General features: G+C 49.5%; 16 protein-coding genes. 12 read left to right on the forward strand and 4 right to left on the reverse strand.

Going from position 1 to position 15,615, the window contains the following annotated elements; all coding sequences use genetic code 11:
- Positions 1–12 precede the first annotated feature (12 nt).
- From CZ379_RS05860 to CZ379_RS05910, 11 genes are all read left to right on the forward strand, one after another.
- Positions 13–1,623, forward strand: a complete 1,611-nt coding sequence (locus CZ379_RS05860; RefSeq protein ID WP_110930806.1) for a bifunctional metallophosphatase/5'-nucleotidase — start codon at positions 13–15, stop codon at positions 1,621–1,623.
- 145 nt (positions 1,624–1,768) lie between these two features.
- On the forward strand, positions 1,769–2,047 hold the full coding sequence (locus CZ379_RS05865) for a hypothetical protein (protein WP_110930807.1): 279 nt from the start codon (positions 1,769–1,771) through the stop codon (positions 2,045–2,047).
- A 30-nt stretch (positions 2,048–2,077) separates the two neighbouring features.
- Positions 2,078–2,332, forward strand: coding sequence for a hypothetical protein (locus tag CZ379_RS05870; RefSeq protein WP_110930808.1), 255 nt, complete (start codon positions 2,078–2,080; stop codon positions 2,330–2,332).
- 36 nt (positions 2,333–2,368) lie between these two features.
- On the forward strand, positions 2,369–4,243 hold the full coding sequence (locus tag CZ379_RS05875) for an SLC13 family permease (protein ID WP_110930809.1): 1,875 nt from the start codon (positions 2,369–2,371) through the stop codon (positions 4,241–4,243).
- 260 nt (positions 4,244–4,503) lie between these two features.
- The gene (locus CZ379_RS05880; protein ID WP_110930810.1) at positions 4,504–5,016 is read left to right on the forward strand and encodes a DUF6773 family protein; all 513 of its coding nucleotides are present in this window, start codon (positions 4,504–4,506) and stop codon (positions 5,014–5,016) included.
- On the forward strand, positions 5,013–5,207 hold the full coding sequence (locus CZ379_RS05885) for a helix-turn-helix transcriptional regulator (RefSeq protein ID WP_110930811.1): 195 nt from the start codon (positions 5,013–5,015) through the stop codon (positions 5,205–5,207). Before CZ379_RS05880 ends, CZ379_RS05885 begins: the two co-directional genes overlap by 4 nt.
- Positions 5,208–5,335: 128 nt before the next feature.
- Positions 5,336–6,325 carry a DUF3829 domain-containing protein gene (locus tag CZ379_RS05890; protein ID WP_199925488.1) on the forward strand — a complete coding sequence of 330 codons (990 nt, stop codon included), beginning with the start codon at positions 5,336–5,338 and terminating at the stop codon, positions 6,323–6,325.
- Between the two features lie 152 nt (positions 6,326–6,477).
- Positions 6,478–8,784: an ATP-dependent DNA helicase gene (locus CZ379_RS05895; RefSeq protein WP_110930813.1), complete on the forward strand. Its 2,307-nt coding sequence runs from the start codon at positions 6,478–6,480 to the stop codon at positions 8,782–8,784.
- 262 nt (positions 8,785–9,046) lie between these two features.
- Positions 9,047–9,460 carry a MarR family winged helix-turn-helix transcriptional regulator gene (locus CZ379_RS05900; RefSeq protein ID WP_110930814.1) on the forward strand — a complete coding sequence of 138 codons (414 nt, stop codon included), beginning with the start codon at positions 9,047–9,049 and terminating at the stop codon, positions 9,458–9,460.
- 24 nt (positions 9,461–9,484) lie between these two features.
- Positions 9,485–10,237, forward strand: coding sequence for an SDR family NAD(P)-dependent oxidoreductase (locus tag CZ379_RS05905; RefSeq protein ID WP_110930815.1), 753 nt, complete (start codon positions 9,485–9,487; stop codon positions 10,235–10,237).
- Positions 10,238–10,325: 88 nt separating this feature from the next.
- Positions 10,326–11,081 carry an SDR family NAD(P)-dependent oxidoreductase gene (locus tag CZ379_RS05910; RefSeq protein ID WP_110930816.1) on the forward strand — a complete coding sequence of 252 codons (756 nt, stop codon included), beginning with the start codon at positions 10,326–10,328 and terminating at the stop codon, positions 11,079–11,081.
- Positions 11,082–11,274: 193 nt separating this feature from the next.
- Here CZ379_RS05910 and CZ379_RS05915 read toward each other — a convergent pair whose 3' ends face one another.
- The 4 genes from CZ379_RS05915 to pepT all read right to left on the reverse strand — a co-directional run bounded on the left by CZ379_RS05915 (position 11,275) and on the right by pepT (position 14,948).
- A complete protein-coding gene (locus tag CZ379_RS05915) occupies positions 11,275–11,946 on the reverse strand; it encodes a GNAT family N-acetyltransferase (RefSeq protein WP_110930817.1) in 672 nt (223 codons plus the stop codon).
- Between the two features lie 65 nt (positions 11,947–12,011).
- On the reverse strand, positions 12,012–12,683 hold the full coding sequence (locus tag CZ379_RS05920; RefSeq protein WP_110930818.1) for a GNAT family N-acetyltransferase: 672 nt from the start codon (positions 12,681–12,683) through the stop codon (positions 12,012–12,014).
- 45 nt (positions 12,684–12,728) lie between these two features.
- Entirely contained in the window at positions 12,729–13,586 is an 858-nt protein-coding gene (locus tag CZ379_RS05925) for a carbon-nitrogen hydrolase family protein (protein WP_110930819.1), read from the reverse strand.
- 123 nt (positions 13,587–13,709) lie between these two features.
- The gene (pepT, locus tag CZ379_RS05930; RefSeq protein WP_110930820.1) at positions 13,710–14,948 is read right to left on the reverse strand and encodes a peptidase T; all 1,239 of its coding nucleotides are present in this window, start codon (positions 14,946–14,948) and stop codon (positions 13,710–13,712) included.
- Positions 14,949–15,152: 204 nt separating this feature from the next.
- Here pepT and CZ379_RS05935 point away from each other — a divergent pair, with 204 nt between their 5' ends.
- The gene (locus CZ379_RS05935; RefSeq protein WP_110930821.1) at positions 15,153–15,533 is read left to right on the forward strand and encodes a hypothetical protein; all 381 of its coding nucleotides are present in this window, start codon (positions 15,153–15,155) and stop codon (positions 15,531–15,533) included.
- Positions 15,534–15,615 lie beyond the last annotated feature (82 nt).

Raw genomic sequence — 15,615 nt, forward strand, 5'->3', positions numbered from 1 at the left:
GAGATGATGGCAATGAACAAAACAGCTATATGTGAAATACTCATCACGAGTGACATTCATGGGCATATTTATCCGACCGATTACAGAATGGCAGAGGATAGAAATCTAGGCCTGGCCAAAATAGCTACGATTATCGAACGGGAACGGCAGCATGCACCCGATTTGCTCCTGCTGGACAACGGCGATTTGATTCAGGGCTCTCCGCTGGCCTCGTATTATATCAAGCAGCAACAGCAAAGTGATGCGCCTCATCCCATGGTTGCTGTCCTGAACAAGCTGGGCTATGATGCCGCTGTGCCGGGGAATCACGAATTTAACTATGGTCGGGACGTGCTGCGCAGGGTCATGGCAGAATCAGCCTTCCCATGGTTGTCAGCGGGAATTATAAATCTGAACACGGGGAGTCCGGCATTTGGCACACCTTATATTGTCAAGAAAATAGGCCCATCCGCCGACCCCATCAAGGTAGCGATTCTTGGAGTAACGACGCACTATATCCCCAACTGGGAAAACCCACAGCACTTGAAGGGGCTGGGGTTTCAGGACGCATTGAAGACGACGAGGGAATGGGTAGCCCGGATTCGAGAGCGAGAGCATCCAGATCTGCTTATCGTTTCCTATCATGGCGGGTTCGAACGCGATCCCGTTAGCGGCGAGGCAACGGAGAAGCTGACTGGGGAGAACCAGGGGTATGCGATCTGCCGGGAAGTGGCAGGGATTGACGTGCTAATTACCGGGCACCAGCACCGCTTTCTAGCAACGCAATTGGGAGAGGTAACCGTCATCCAGCCTGGCTGTTATGGACAAGCCTTGGGCAAAATTGTGGTGGAATGGGAGAAGCAGGGGGATAGGTGGCGAATCAGCCGTCAATCTGCTGAACTTTTGATGGTGGATGAATCGGTGAATGCGGACAGAACGATTCTGGCCATGTTCTCCGGCCTGGAGGCTAAGACGCAAGGCTGGCTGGATCAGCCCATTGGACAGGTGGAGGGGGATATGCGCATCCATAGCCCGTTCATCTGCCGGACGGCGGATCATGCGTTTATGGAATTTGTGAATAAGGTACAGATGGAGGCCGCCGGGGCTCCGGTATCCTGCGCCGCCTTGCTGAGCGATGAATCTCAGGGCTTCGGGCCAACGATCACCATGCGGGATGTGCTGGGCAATTTCATGTATCCCAACACCTTGACCGTGCTTCGCCTCCGGGGGAGGGATATCCGAGCCGCGCTGGAACAGACCGCCGCATATTTCGTTGTCGGCCCTGACGGAAGGCTTGCGGTCAATCCGGCTTACGTCAGGCCCAAAGCCCAGCATTACAATTACGATATGTGGGAGGGCATTCGTTATGAGCTAGATATTGCTAGATCGTTTGGGGAGCGGGTGGTCAAGCTGACCGATCCTGACGGCATGAACATAGAGGACGAGATGGAATTCGAAGTCGTCATGAACAGCTACCGGGCCGGCGGCGGGGGAGATTATGAGATGTTCAAGGGGAAGCCGGTTGTGCGGGAAATCGGGGCCGATATGGCTGAGCTGATCTCGGATTATATTCAGCGATACCGGACGATTAGAGCAAGCTGCGACCATAATTGGAGGGTTACTGTAGACGGAACGGAAGCATGAGGATAACCGCTCTAAGAAAGGCGCTGTTTATCGTGTATTATCCTATGGTACAATGACAAGCATTAGGGCAAGCTAGAAGCTGGACTAGACTTTCTGGTAGAGCCCATAACCGTATAACCAACCGTCAAAGAGGAGCTGACTATTCATGAGTGAACAAATCAACGAGCAAGAGCTGGTTCAATACATAGCCGAGCGATCCAAGGCCAACCCGGAAGCAATTCGGCTCGTGCTGAAGCATGAGAATGCGTTTATAAATGATGCCCATAAGGGGGCTAAAGGGGACGTCGATATCGACGGCGATGAGTTGGTTGACTATGTGCTGAGCCGTCCAGACGTGAAGCTGGACGAGCTGACGGTTGAGACGATCCTGGAGCTGGAGATGGACTATTTGATGGATAAGGGCCTAGCCGGTTACGTAGATTAAGGGCTAGGAGCGAGAAAACAAAGGCGTGATATGCTGGAAGCTGCCCTTCCCCTTCTGCTGTATGCACAGCGGAAGGGGATTTTCGCGCTGTACCCAGCGAAGCGGGTCAATTCAAGCGGAACCCGCTGGCAGCTGCCGGTACGCAGTGTAGCGCAGCATGACGGCGATCTGCCGACCGGAGCCATTTGTCGGATATGTCTATTCCATGTCGAATTAGTCTGTTCCGAAGCTTCGCGCAATGTTATGATATGGCTAATATTGCGGGGTTCTTACATACGCTATTAAACTAAGAACACTAAGAACTACATAGGAGGAACAACAGTGAATGGCCCTATGATTATCACCCTTATTGTTCTGATTGCGGCATCAGTATTATTTGTTTCGGGGAAAATTCGCTCCGATCTTGTGGCAATCGGTTCGTTAATTATCTTGATGCTGTTGAATATACTGACCCCGGCTGAGGCCTTGTCCGGCTTCTCCAACTCCGTCGTCATCATGATGATCGGATTGTTCGTTGTAGGCGGCGGCATATTCCAGACTGGACTGGCCAAGATGGCGAGCCGAATCCTGCTTCGCTTAGCCGGCACGAGCGAGACACGGCTGCTTATTATGGTCATGCTGGTTACTTCGGTGATCGGGGCTTTTGTCAGCAATACAGGAACTGTGGCCGTCATGATGCCAGTTGTCGTGAGCTTGGCGATGAGCGCGGGAACCCACCCAGGGAAGCTGCTTATGCCGCTTGCTTTTGCAAGTAGTTTAGGCGGCATGCTTACGCTCATCGGTACGCCGCCCAACTTGGTTATTCAGGAGACGCTTCTTCAAGCCGGGTACAAGGGACTGTCCTTCTTTTCCTTTACGCCAGTCGGTATCGTCTGTTTGCTTACAGGCATCATCGGCCTGATCTTTCTGCGCCGCTTCCTGCCGGATCATCAGAAGGAGGGGGGCAAGGGCAAGAAGAAGGGCCGTTCACTGAAGGAACTCGCCAAGCAGTACCAATTAACGCAAAATTTATTTCGCGTTCAGGTGGGGAAGGATTCGCCGATCCAATCCAAAACGCTGCTGGAACTAGATATATCCGCTAAATTCGAGGTTAATGTCATTGAAATTCGCCGTAAAATTTCAGCGAAGAATCAATTTTTTAAGACGATTAACCAGGAAATCGCCGGCCCGGGCACTGTTATACATGAGGATGACATCCTGTATGTTAACGGTACATTTGAGCGGGCGGAGCAATTTGCTCAGCATTACGGACTCATCTTGCTTGATCATCATGTTCCGGAAAGAAGCGGGGCGCAGCTAGAGCAGTCCGAACAGTATGCGACCAGCGAGGTAGGGATTGCTGAAGTGATGCTAACGCCAAATTCCAGCTTGATCGGTAGATTGGTCAAGGATTCGAGGTTCCGCGAGAAGTATCGGGTGAACATTCTGGGGATTCAGCGGAAGGAGCAGTACCTGCTTCATAACTTGAAAGAAGATCGTATGAAATTCGGAGATGCCTTGCTCGTCCAGGGAACATGGAAGGATATCGCGCTGCTGGCGGCAGATCAGGCGAATGTCGTCGTTGTGGGACAGCCGATTGAAGAGTCACGCAAGGTGACGATGGACATTAAAGCGCCGATCGCTGCCGGCATTATGCTGCTCATGGTTGTCCTGCTCATTACGGAACTAGTGCCTGCGGTAGTGGCCGTAATGATTGCCGCAGTGCTGATGGTCGTCTTTGGCTGCGTCCGCAATATGGAGGAAGCGTACAAAAGCATTAACTGGGAAAGTATCGTGCTGATCGGCGGCATGATCCCAATGTCAACCGCCATTGAGAAGACCGGAGCAGCCGCGTTGTTATCCGAAGGACTGGTCAGCACGCTTGGCGGTTATGGCCCGATTGCGCTGCTGGCTGGGGTATATTTTACAACGTCTTTACTTACGATGTTCATTAGCAATACGGCCTGTGCGGTACTGTTTGCGCCGATTGCCCTCACTGCGGCGATTCAGCTTGGCGTAAGCCCTTATCCTTATCTGTTCGCGGTGTCGATCGGGGCAAGCATGTGCTTTGCCTCCCCGTTCTCCACGCCGCCAAATGCTCTTGTCATGTCGGCAGGACGCTATAAGTTCAGCCATTACATCAAAGTCGGCCTCCCGCTGCAGGTACTGATTGGCGTGGTGATGGTGGCGGTGCTGCCATTGTTTTTTCCGTTCTGATAGTACGATTGATCAGACTACTACTGAGGTACTTAGTTAAGGGAAATCAAAAAAGCATTGAAAGCATTTGCTGAAGGAATATATTAAGGGAACGTCCTCTTTCGCAGCTTAGGCGCGAGGGAGGGCGTTTTTTGATTTTGAAAATTTATATCATTGACATCTATATCGACTATAATGAAATATATATTTGACATAAAGACGTGTTTATTGTAAATTTAGAGCAAGGATAATTATCACATACGTAGAGAGGGTGTCTGGAAATGAGATGGCTTTCGTGGGTTTCAAGCCAGAGTAAGCAAGTCGATGAGAGAATCGTTAATACACAGAACAAAATCTATAAGGAAATATATATGCTGATTATGTTGATCTGTTTGGGATCAGTCATCGTTAAGTATGCTGTGTTGGACATGGATAGGTTGCTAATTACGGAGATTGTCATTATGCTGGCCTCTAGTTTGTATTATTTGATTCGATCTGTTTCCCTTGGAGTGTATTCGGATGCGGTTGAGGTTCATGATCGCAGCAGCAAATTTAAAATGAGTACCAAGAACATTGTTGCAGGCAGCATATTTGGTTTAGGGCTGGCATTGTTTTTCGGCTTCCGCAGCGCAACTTTATATGCCGATGGGGCGATGCAATCCCTCTGGTACTTCATTCTTGTATTTGCAGTCTCCTTGATGATCTATGTCCCGGTATTTCTGTTGTTGACCTTCGGCCTTCATATGGCGGCTAATAAAGCCAGTACAAATGTGACCAAGGATGAGCTCGAATGAAGAATATTAGAATGAAGCTGGCCAGAGTTGAAAAGGATTTGTCTCAAGAGCAGCTCGCTCAGCTAGTCGGCGTATCTAGGCAGACGATCGGATTAATCGAGCTGGGGAAATATAATCCTAGTTTGAGCTTGTGCGTAGCGATCTGCAGGACCTTGTCCAAGACGTTGAATGATCTTTTTTGGGAGGAATAGAGGCTTGTTGTTTCAATTTATATAATATGAGTCCATCCTGTGCAAGAATGGATATGCTAGTAAAAAATCCCCAAAGTTTAGCCGATAAATATAGCAGATGGGTAAATAGAATGGGGGCCTATAAAATAATGGGGAGACGGGTACGACTCATATTATGCAGTATACTATTTTGCTTCCTGCTAACCTCTTGCAGTCTGATCGACGAGTTCAAGGGTGGTTCAAGCGTAAACGGGGCAAGCATAGAGGAGGAGCATGCAGCCGCCAAATACAGCGCCTACATTAATTTGAACAATGTGATGACGGGCGGAATGTTCGATAGAGCTATTGAGAGCTATACCGATGAATTTGGCATGGGTGAAGAAATTTTTATCAGTGAAGACTTCGATAGCTTTACTTCGGTTCCGGGGCTGGATGGACTTGTAAAGACGGTAAATACGGCAGTGGATCGCGCTGCTGGCGAGCCGTCATATGGTGCTGCAGATGAAGCGCTCATTCAATTAGGACCCGCCATGCTTGATCTATTGGATACGATGGGGGAAATCTCCGATTACTATAGTGCAGGAACCTTCATGAATGATCAATTTCATAGAGGCAAGGAACTGCACAGCCAATTTATTGCTCAATATAATACATACGAGCCCTTGGCCGATCAATTTTATAATGATTTTGACGAGATCGCATCTCAGCAAAAGCTGAAGGATTTGGAGACGCTGAAGGAGCAGGATTTTTTAATCCGTTATTATGCGCTAAGTGTTGTTATGCGTGCTCAAGATATTGAGAGAGCTTTTTTTGAAGCGGAAATTTATGACGAGAATATTTTGGACTATAACGTAGAGGAATATCGGGTATTATTCGACAGGCTGGTCGATGACGCGAAGCAATTCATGGAATATGCGGAAGATGCCAAACGGAGAAAGCAAGAGTCTTGGACAACGCTTCCAGAGCTGGACGCAGCCCTGCAAGAGGTGATCGGGGCATCGACGGATATCCTAGCGATTCTGGAGACCGGGGATACGAGCATCAATATTGATAATAACATGATGAGCAGCTATTTCTCCCAAGTGTCTCGCCTGATCGATGCTTATAACTATAATATCCGTGTTGATAGAGTTAAATAATGCTGCACTAATAGATTCGGTCGATAACAGATTCGAGCTAACAGACAGGTATCCCCTGTCTTTTTTTTATAGGAAGGCTGGACGACTAACTCCTACTGAACATGGTATACTATAGAGAACAAATGTTCCTCAAATGATCGGTAGGTGAGCTCGTGAGTCATCGGGTAGAAGTAGCTGTTCGCCATCTTGTAGAGTATGTCTTCCGGGGCGGTAGTTTGGAAGGGGGCTTCCGCAGCGTCTCTACGTTGGCGGAAGGCACGAAAGCGCATCAGAAGATACAGAAGCAATACGGTGAGCAGGATCAGAAGGAAGTCTATCTGTCGATGGAAGTGCCTCATGGTGAGTTCATATTCGTTATAGATGGACGCTGTGACGGTCTGTTAGTCGACGAGAACGGGGCTATTACAATCGATGAGATCAAGTCCACGGCGATGGAGCTGGAGGGGATTGCGCCGGATACATTCCCGGTTCACTGGGCCCAGGCGAAATGCTACGCGTACATGTATGCCAAGACCTATGACATACCCGAACTGAGCATCCAACTAACCTATGTTCAGGTGGATACGGAGGAGCAGAAAAAGTTCGTACAGACAATGACATGCGAGCAATTGGAGGCATTCATTGACGATGTTCTTCAGAACTACACCCCATATGTGGAAATGAAGCGAATTCACCGAAGCAAGCGGGATGCGAGCATCGAGAGCTTGGCGTTTCCTTTTCCCGTTTATCGGCAAGGACAGCGAAGGCTGGCAGGCTCGGTGTATACCAGTATTGCTGAAGGAGTTAAGCTGTTTGCCCAGGCGCCGACGGGAATTGGAAAGACGATGTCCACGATTTATCCGACTGTCAAAGCTATAGGAACGGGGCTGCTTCAGCGCTTCTTCTATCTCACGGCTAAGACGATTACACGTACTGCTGCAGAGGAGGCCTTTATCCGGCTGCAAAATGGGGGATTGCATCTTCACACGGTGACCATTACGGCTAAGGAGAAGATCTGTTTCCAGGAGCAGGTCAACTGCCGGAAAGAGGAATGTATTTATGCTGACGGCTACTATAATCGGGTAAATGGAGCCATACTGGACATGCTCGGTCATGAGACGCTTATTCATCGGGGAGTTGTGGAGGCATATGCACGCAAGCATCGTGTCTGTCCGTTTGAATTTTCATTGGATGCGGCTTACGCGGCCGATGCGGTGATTTGCGATTACAATTATATTTTTGATCCTCGGGTCTCGTTGAAGCGGCAGTTTGCCGAGCAGAAGCGCCAGACTGCACTGCTTATAGATGAAGCGCATAATTTAGTAGATCGTTCCCGCGAGATGTTCTCCAGCCTGCTTTGCAAGTCGGTGTTTCTCGCTTTGCAGCGGGAGTATAAGGCTGTGAATAAGGGCCTGTCCGAAGCAGCCAAGGCGGTGAACGCTTATTTCATTCGGCGGCGCAAGCAGGCGGAGGAGAAGTGTGTCATTGAGCGCGAGGCTCCAGAGGAGCTGCTGCAGTTGATCGAGATATTTACCCAGCAAGCTGAGCGAGAGTTGGCAGCGGGGGCGAGCCGCCCAGCCCCGGTAACGGGATCGCTGCTGCTAGATACGTATTTCGAAGCGGTTAATTTCGCAAAAATCGGGAAGCTGTATGATGAACGATATATGACGTACGTGGATATTTCCAACCAGGAGGTGCGTATCAGGCTATTTTGCCTAGACCCCTCTCATTTGCTGCGTGAAATGGGCAAGGGATATCGATCGCATATTTATTTTTCGGCCACGCTGTCTCCGATCGGTTTCTACAGAGATATGCTGGGAGCAGACAGTGATGATTATACAGCGTCTATTCCGTCCCCCTTCTCCAGAGAGCAATTGGAGGTTGTTCTGCTGCCCCTTTCGACGCGCTATCGTGATCGCGAACTGACGTCGGAATCGCTGGTAAAATATTTACTGCAATTAACGGAGGGGCGATCCGGGAATTATTTATTCTTTTTTCCCTCGTATGCCTATATGAATATGGTCTATGAACGCTTTATCGCCGGAATTCCTCAGGTAGAATCGATTTTGCAGCATGGCGATATGACGGAGGAGGAACGAGAAAATTTTTTAGCAGCTTTTGAGGAAGGTGAATCTGGTGGAACGTTGGTGGGGTTCGCTGTTATGGGCGGGATATTCTCGGAAGGCATCGACTTGGTTGGCAGTCGTTTAACAGGAGTAGTCATTGTGGGCGTAGGTCTGCCGCAAATCGGCCTCGAACGGAATATCATCCGGGATTATTTTGACCAGACGGGGAGAAACGGCTTTGACTATGCCTATGTATTCCCGGGGATGAACAAGGTATTGCAGGCGGGAGGACGACTTATTCGTTCTGAGCAGGACACCGGATTGCTTGTTCTGGTAGATGACCGCTACCTGCAGCCGCATTATGCCAGGTTGTTGCCAGCAGAATGGGGCGATCATGCGGTAATTACACTATAATTTATTGTACATGCTGTATCATAGGAGCCTCCTTGGGACATAGTCTCTAGGGAGGCTTTTTTTGCGGTTGGTAAACGGTGGAATAGATGACGCAAAATACATAAGGGAATTTATAGGTGGTCAGGTTGACTCTTTATTGACTAAGATTTAAGATAAAAATGTGATAGTTAAATGCATTAAAGTATTATTATCTTCTAATTAAATTTATGATAAATACAAATAGAGGTGATGGACGCTGAATAAGCAGGAACGCTTGTCGGCTATGATTTCCGGGTATATGAGCCGCTTTGTTGTCGGATATGCCAAGATGCTCGAGGATGATTTGACGGCGCCCCAGTATTTGATTATTCAGATTTTGGCCGAGAATGAGCTGAAAAGCTGTTCGGAGCTGGCGGATGAGTTGGACGTTACGCTGCCGGCGATCACGAATCTAAGCAAGAAACTAGTTAACAAAGGATATATTGAACGGATTACGCCGGATACGGATCGGCGAAGTGTGTATCTGCGGCTGACAGAGCAAGGGCGCGAGGTCATGGCTAGAATGCTCGGAAGGTATCGGGAGTTGACCAAGCCGATATGGGACAGCTTAACGGAGCAAGAGCTCGATACATTGTTAAGTGCTCATGAGAAAATAACGAATTTGCTGCCGATCGGCAAGATCGGCAAGAAATTATGAGATGAATAACAGGAGGATGAGACTATGGGCAGATTAGAGAATAAAGTAGCAATCATTACAGGTGCGGCTGGAGGAATGGGAAAGGCTGATGCGCTACTTTTTGCCAAGGAAGGGGCTAAGGTGGCCATTTCGGACATTCAGGAGGATAAAATTCAGGAGGTTGTCCGGGAAATTGAACAGAACGGCGGAGAGGCGATCGGCTTTGCTCATAACGTAGCCTCCGAAGAAGATTGGACTCGCGTGGTGGAAGGCACGATAGCGAAATTCGGCAAGGTCGATATTCTTGTCAACAATGCGGGGGTTTCCAACGCAACGCCATTTCTGGAGCTGACGGTCGAGCAGTGGGAGAAGACGATGTCCATTAACGTAACCGGTGTATTTCTCGGGCAAAAGCATGTTATTCCGCACATGATCAACAACGGCGGAGGCTCGATCATTAATATTTCCTCCATTGCGGGGCTGACGGGCGGAAGCGGATCTGGGCCCTATACGGCAAGTAAAGGAGCGGTTCGCATGCTCACTAAGGCCACTGCCGTTGACTTTGCGAAGCATAATATTCGTGCCAACTCCGTGCACCCAGGCTTTATTGAAACGCCAATGACCGTCGAAATGATGGCTGATGAAAAAATGCGGAACTGGTTCCTGTCGATGACGCCGCTACCACGCTTGGGAAAGGCCGAGGATATTGCGGCTGGTGTATTGTTCCTAGCCTCGGATGAATCTTCCTATATCACTGGCATCGAGCTGCCGATTGATGGTGGATACGTAGCCAAGTAAAATCAAGACTTATTTCTTTGTAGGATATGAAGAGTACAAGACAAGCTCATACTAACTAAGAATATCTTCCTGAAGGAGAGTGTCATTCATGTCAAAATTAGAACAGGTAGCTGTCATTACAGGCGCAGGAAGCGGAATTGGCCGCGTCAGCAGCCTTAAGTTGGCAGAGAACTACAAGGTTGTTCTCGTTGATTTCAATGCAGAGACAGGGGAAGAGACGCTGCAGCTCGTGAAAGCGCAGGGCGGGGAAGGGATTTTTGTCCAAGCCAATGTAACGAACAGCGAAGACGTGCAGAACTATGTCAATCAAGCGGTGGAGGCATATGGACGTATCGATTTCTTCTACAACAACGCCGGGGTCGTCCAAAAATTTGCGAAAACAGCAGATGTTGAGGAGGCCGAGTTCGATCGTCTTGTCGCGGTGAACATGAAGGGCGTCTTCCTTGGCATGAAATATGTGCTGAAAGTGATGGAGAAGCAGGGCAGCGGTCATATCCTGAATACGGCATCAACGGCTGGAATTCGCAGCGAGCATAGCGCCAGCATATATTCGGCGACGAAGCATGCGGTTGTCGGGCTGACCAAATCGGCTGCCATGGAATATGTGAAGCAGGGCATCCGCATCAACGCAATTTGTCCGGGAGGCGTGAGAACCCCGCTAACCGAAAACGTAGCGAAATCATTTCAAGAGGGCGGTTATGTGCCGGAGGAGATATCGAATATGCGTATGGGCCGTCCGGCAGAACCCGAGGAAATTGCCGGAGTGGTTGCATTCATGGCATCGCCCGCATCCAGCTACATGACGGGATCACTAATTACTGTAGATGGGGGATTAACGCTGTAGTCCTTACACTGGGATACCTTGGTAGAGGGCTTGGTGGAATTCGATAGAATGCATCTAAAAAAAGACCCGTTCCTTGCGTATCTGACGATACGATGGAACGGGTCTTGCGTATGTCTGACCATATACCGATAGATTATCGATATACTGACAGGCTTAGCGCCCGAACGATGCGAGGCTGTTAGTAGGCCCGCGGTTACAAAGGGAGCAAGGCTACGTCCGTTTGGTCTTCCAAACGCTTCACCATGTCGTACCAGGACTGCGGCCGGTTAGGCAGCACCGCATAATAACGCTTCAAGAAGCTTACGATCAGCTCGGCTGACAGCCGCTCTAGCTTATCATCGGTTGGCAGGAAGCACAGATCCAGACCCGTAACGGCTTCTCCATCATTGTTCCAGGAAGGATGCACGTATTCAAAGTCGAGATGCTTATATCCGAGATGCGATAGTACCTCCCGGCGCACGAACGGATCCATTGGCTTCACTCCGCCGAACTCATGCTCTTCTACGCGGTAGGGATCATAAATTTCTGCGAACATGCCATGCAGCTTCACACCATTTGCTACAGCCAGCGCCTCTAAATCTCTGCTCCGATTCTTGGCGAGAAAGCGGCCGATGCCAAGTCCGGAATGGCCGATAATTGTAAAATCCGTCATGGCGACGTTAAAATCATCGTAATATCGGTATTCCGTAGCGCCGACCACTTTGCCTTCATGCACCGCAACAAAGACACGAATGCCCGGATCCTCCAGCGGCTCTTTCCAGAGGTCGAATTCCAATACTTCCTCCGGCGGGAAGACTTCCTGCATCAGTTCATGCATGCTTCGGAAGAGGGAATCTTCAATATTCGTAATGCGATGATATTCCATTCATTTAACCTCCTGATCGGCTTCTATATTATCAAATTTTCAAGATTAGCTTATACGTAAAAATTCTATCTTATAAAAGGATTCCGCCACTCCATCAACGCCCCGTAATGGCAGGACTCTTCGTCTTCTAAATAATTTGCGGCTACGCCGATCGGCGTACGTCCGCAGCGAAGCATGAATGTGATGATCGGATCCCTCAACTTGCCGCTGACAACGGCATCAAGGTATTCCTCAGCCGTCATGTGCTCTTCATGCAAATGATACCCGGGCATTCGCCCTCCCCCAAGCAGCCGGCGCAGCCCGAGCTGAACGACGATGTCATACATGGAGAGCATCAGCCACTTGCCTAGCCCCAGCTTCCGGTAAGAGGGTTGCACACTGATGTCAGCAACATACAACGTACTGCCATCAGGGTCATGGGTGCGGATATATCCGCTGTCTGTCACCTCTGCCCAGGTATGGGCATGACCCGGGCGAACGCTATCTTCGCTTACGAGCAGGCTGGTCATCGAGCCAGCGATCTGCCCATTGACCTCGATGCACAGCGCCCCTTCCGGGAAAAGTCTGACGTGATTGCCGAGCTGCTCCGTATTCCACCAAAGCTCTGGGGGGAAGGGAGGAGGAAAGCTCTCCTGCTGAATGGCAATCAGTCCAGGGAAGTCGGGCTGCTCATAATTGCGAATGACTGCTCGTACAGGGTGACTTCCGTCAAATACATATAGCTCTTTATGATACATCATCAAGCCTCCTCCACGGCAAATATCCAGCTGCAGCTATTTGGGCTACTTCCAATCCGTATACAAATCGGTGCGGCGATCTCGCCAGGTCGTTACCGAGCCGCTGTCTCTCACTTGATAGAGGAGCTCCAGATCAAGGTCAGCCGTAACGATCATGTCATGGTTGATTTCGCCCTCGGCCAACAGCCCGCGCGGAGGAAATGGAATATCATTTGGTGAAATAATGGCTGCTTGTCCAAAGTTGGCGCGCATGAAGTCTACCGTCGGCAGCGAGCCAACCGTTCCGGTCAGGACGACATAGATTTGATTCTCGATCGTCCGAGCATGGCTCGTATAGCGGACGCGGTGGAATCCGTGGCGGTCGTCGGTGCAGGAAGGGCAAAAAATTACATCTGCGCCCTTGGCTTTGGCCATCCGCACGATTTCTGGGAACTCAATATCATAGCAAGTCAGCATGGCAATCATTCCCTTGTCCGTTTCAAAAACTTGAAGCCCTTCGCCCGCACTCATATTCCATTCCTTCACTTCCGTTGGTGTGATATGCAGCTTGGGCTGTTCTCCGATTCTGCCGTCCGGATAGAAGAGATGCGCCGAGTTGTACAGCTTCCCGGCTTTCCGCACGACATGAGTCCCCCCGATGATATGGGTGCGGCTCTCTCTAGCCAGCGCTGTGAACAGCTCCAAGTACTGCTCCGTAAAGTCGGGAAGCTCGTTAATGCTCAGCGCCTGTCCCCGTTCGTTTCCGATCGACATTAATTGCGTGGTGAAAAATTCGGGAAACAGAATGAATTCAGCGTCGTATTCCGCTGCCGTTCTTACATAATGCCGGCATTGGTCGGCGAATTCCTCGAACGAGCGAATTGTATGAAGATGATATTGTACTGCGGATACCCTGATTTTCATGGAGTACCTCCCGTTATAGTCTCGGCTCATATTTCGGTTGAACATTCAGAATATCTCTTTTTGCATAAAAATTAAAGTGCTTTGCAGGAATAAAGTTTCCCTGCACGCAAAAGCGCAGCCTGCTTACGACTGCGCTTGCTCCTCAAATTGTCGGACAATGCCGATAATGACCTCGGTTGCCTTAATCATATTGTCTACTGAGATGTACTCGAATCTGCCGTGGTAGTTCTCGCCGCCAGTAAATAGATTAGGCGTCGGCAGTCCCATATAGGACAGCTGTGATCCATCGGTACCGCCTCGGATCGGAGTCATGATCGGCTCAATCCCCAGGCCCTTCATAACCTTGGCGGCCACGTGCACGATATCCATGGAAGGTTCGATCTTCTCACGCATATTGTAATACTCGTCCCGAATATCGAGGACAAGCTTATCTTGACCGTACTTTGCCTTTAAGTCATGGACAATGCTCTCTATCTTTGCCTTGCGGGCTTCAAAATGCTGGCGGTCAAAATCGCGAATGAGATACTGCAGCCGGGTTTGCTCCACATCTCCCTTAATCGAGGAGAGGTGGTAGAAACCTTCGTAGCCCTCGGTATGCTCAGGCGCTTCTCCCGCCGGAAGCTGGGCATGAAATTCCATGGCGATTTTAGCCGAATTGATCATTTTGCCCTTGGCAGTTCCCGGGTGTACATTAACCCCTTTGCACGTTATTTTGGCAGTAGCGGCATTGAAGCTTTCATATTCCAGTTCGCCCAACGGGCCGCCGTCCACCGTATAGGCAAATTCGGCACCGAAGGCAGTTACATCGAAGCGCTCGGGGCCTCTTCCGATCTCCTCATCCGGTGTAAAGGCTACTCGGATTGTACCGTGCTTAATTTCAGGGTGATTAATCAAATAAGCCATGGCAGTCATAATTTCGGCAATTCCCGCCTTGTCGTCGGCGCCGAGCAGGGTGGTGCCATCGGTCGTAATCAGCGTATGGCCTTTGTATTTATGTAGCTCAGGAAACTCTCTTGGGGATAACACGATATTTCCGGCTTCATTCAGTAGAATGTCACCGCCGTCGTAGCTCTCTACAATTTGCGGCTTGACATCAGCGCCCGAGAACTCGGTAGCCGTATCCAGATGAGCGAGAAAGCCGATGACTGGCACGTCCTTTATCGTGTTGCCGGGAAGGGTGGCCATAACATAACCATTGTCGTCCATGCTGGCATCCTCCATGCCGATCTCTTGCAGCTCTTGAACCAGCTGCCTGGCCAAAGTGAGTTGACCGGGAGTAGACGGGCAAATCTCGTTGTCTTCATTGGACTGCGTATCGATGCGGACATAGGAGGTAAATCTGTTGATGATTTCGTCTCTCACAGGAATCAGCCTCTTTTCGTCATTTTCATTACTCATTGAATTGTATCAAACCGGATGCCTGCATGAAAGCGGTGTGGCAGGATGCCAAGAAGAGTAGAACTAGGAACTTCACCAGTTATTATGCTAAAAAATCTCAAAATCCTACCGATATACAGGTTAGGAGCGTTTTGGTGATATTTTAAAAAAAAGAGGTGAGGTTAAATTATGCATATTTCTTGCGGGCCCAGTATAGGACACAATTATAACGCTGTTTCTCCAAAGGCGCAGAATAGGAGCCAAGCCCTCTTAGAATATAAATTTGCCTTAGAGGAATCGAAGGCAGATGAAGAGCAGAAGAAGGATGATCATTCCGGAAAGCTAGTAACCAGCCGGGAGGGCGGCTATATTAGGCAATATTTAGTGAAAGCGGACGGTACGCGAATATTAATTAGCGAGCTTCAGGAGGATGCTGAATCGACCCCTTTAACTAACCATACGAGTCGTCTGGAAAATCATATGCACAGTGATGGCATTCATCAGAATACAGAGGAAATGATCAGCCTTCTCAACTTCCAGGCGGGGATCATTAATAATAAGAAGAGATAGCTGGAAGCAGCAAGAGAAAAGCGCCGGGTAGCGGAGTTAAACCGCAGAACCCGGCGTTCTTTATATGCCTTGCACAGATTGA

The sequence above is a fragment of the Paenibacillus bouchesdurhonensis genome (assembly GCF_900155685.1).
Classification (GTDB): Bacteria; Bacillota; Bacilli; order Paenibacillales; family Paenibacillaceae; genus Fontibacillus; species Fontibacillus bouchesdurhonensis.

Coding starts and splice junctions, on each gene's coding strand:
- CZ379_RS05880 (WP_110930810.1), top strand. CDS start 4,504: ATGAGATGGCTTTCGTGGGTTTCAAGCCAGAGTAAGCAAGTCGATGAG.
- CZ379_RS05885 (WP_110930811.1), top strand. CDS start 5,013: ATGAAGAATATTAGAATGAAGCTGGCCAGAGTTGAAAAGGATTTGTCT.
- CZ379_RS05925 (WP_110930819.1), bottom strand. CDS start 13,586: ATGAAAATCAGGGTATCCGCAGTACAATATCATCTTCATACAATTCGC.
- CZ379_RS05905 (WP_110930815.1), top strand. CDS start 9,485: ATGGGCAGATTAGAGAATAAAGTAGCAATCATTACAGGTGCGGCTGGA.
- CZ379_RS05900 (WP_110930814.1), top strand. CDS start 9,047: ATGATTTCCGGGTATATGAGCCGCTTTGTTGTCGGATATGCCAAGATG.
- CZ379_RS05860 (WP_110930806.1), top strand. CDS start 13: ATGAACAAAACAGCTATATGTGAAATACTCATCACGAGTGACATTCAT.
- CZ379_RS05935 (WP_110930821.1), top strand. CDS start 15,153: ATGCATATTTCTTGCGGGCCCAGTATAGGACACAATTATAACGCTGTT.
- CZ379_RS05920 (WP_110930818.1), bottom strand. CDS start 12,683: ATGTATCATAAAGAGCTATATGTATTTGACGGAAGTCACCCTGTACGA.
- CZ379_RS05870 (WP_110930808.1), top strand. CDS start 2,078: ATGCTGGAAGCTGCCCTTCCCCTTCTGCTGTATGCACAGCGGAAGGGG.
- CZ379_RS05915 (WP_110930817.1), bottom strand. CDS start 11,946: ATGGAATATCATCGCATTACGAATATTGAAGATTCCCTCTTCCGAAGC.
- CZ379_RS05910 (WP_110930816.1), top strand. CDS start 10,326: ATGTCAAAATTAGAACAGGTAGCTGTCATTACAGGCGCAGGAAGCGGA.
- CZ379_RS05890 (WP_199925488.1), top strand. CDS start 5,336: ATGGGGAGACGGGTACGACTCATATTATGCAGTATACTATTTTGCTTC.
- CZ379_RS05865 (WP_110930807.1), top strand. CDS start 1,769: ATGAGTGAACAAATCAACGAGCAAGAGCTGGTTCAATACATAGCCGAG.